The following is a 582-nucleotide window of genomic DNA, read 5'->3' on the forward strand; positions in this document are numbered from 1 at the left end:
CCGCGGGTAACTGGCAAGCGCTGATGCTGCCGGTGACCACGCTGACCATCAACGTGTCCAGCGTCGCGCTGATCTGGTTCGGCGGGTTGCGCATCGACCGCGGCCAGATGCAGGTCGGCTCGCTGACCGCCTTCCTGGCCTACTTCACCCAGATCCTGATGGCGGTGTTGATGGCGACGATGACGCTGGTGGTGCTGCCGCGGGCCTCCGTCTGCGCCGAACGGATCACCGAGGTGCTCGCCACCCGGCCCGCCGTCACCGACCCCCCGAATCCGCTTGCCCCGCGCGGCGCGATCACCGGGACGGTGCGTCTGGAGGGCGCGACATTCACCTACCCCGGCGCCGATCGCCCAGTGCTGCAGAACATTTCGCTGACCGCGCGGCCCGGAACCACCAGCGTCATCGTCGCCATCAACACCGCCATCAGGATCTGGGTGAAGTAGGCCAGGAAGGCGGTCAGCGAGCCGACCTGCATCTGGCCGCGGTCGATGCGCAACCCGCCGAACCAGATCAGCGCGACGCTGGACACGTTGATGGTCAGCGTGGTCACCGGCAGCATCAGCGCTTGCCAGTTACCCGCGG

1 protein-coding gene and 1 pseudogene are annotated in these 582 nt (G+C 67.9%); one reads left to right on the top strand and one right to left on the bottom strand.

Annotation, left to right across the window (positions count from 1 at the left end; genetic code table 11):
- Positions 1 to 407 (top strand): annotated as a pseudogene (locus A5708_RS02585) (ABC transporter transmembrane domain-containing protein); the annotation flags it as partial.
- Here A5708_RS02585 and A5708_RS25895 read toward each other — a convergent pair.
- Positions 332 to 559 (bottom strand): ABC transporter transmembrane domain-containing protein, encoded by a 228-nt coding sequence (locus A5708_RS25895; protein WP_419538295.1) that lies wholly within the window; start codon positions 557 to 559, stop codon positions 332 to 334. The pseudogene A5708_RS02585 and the gene A5708_RS25895 overlap by 76 nt on opposite strands.
- Positions 560 to 582: the final 23 nt, after the last annotated feature.

Source organism: Mycobacterium colombiense (genome assembly GCF_001672755.1).
Lineage (GTDB): Bacteria > Actinomycetota > Actinomycetes > Mycobacteriales > Mycobacteriaceae > Mycobacterium > Mycobacterium colombiense_C.

Coding starts and splice junctions, on each gene's coding strand:
- A5708_RS25895 (WP_419538295.1), bottom strand. CDS start 559: ATGCTGCCGGTGACCACGCTGACCATCAACGTGTCCAGCGTCGCGCTG.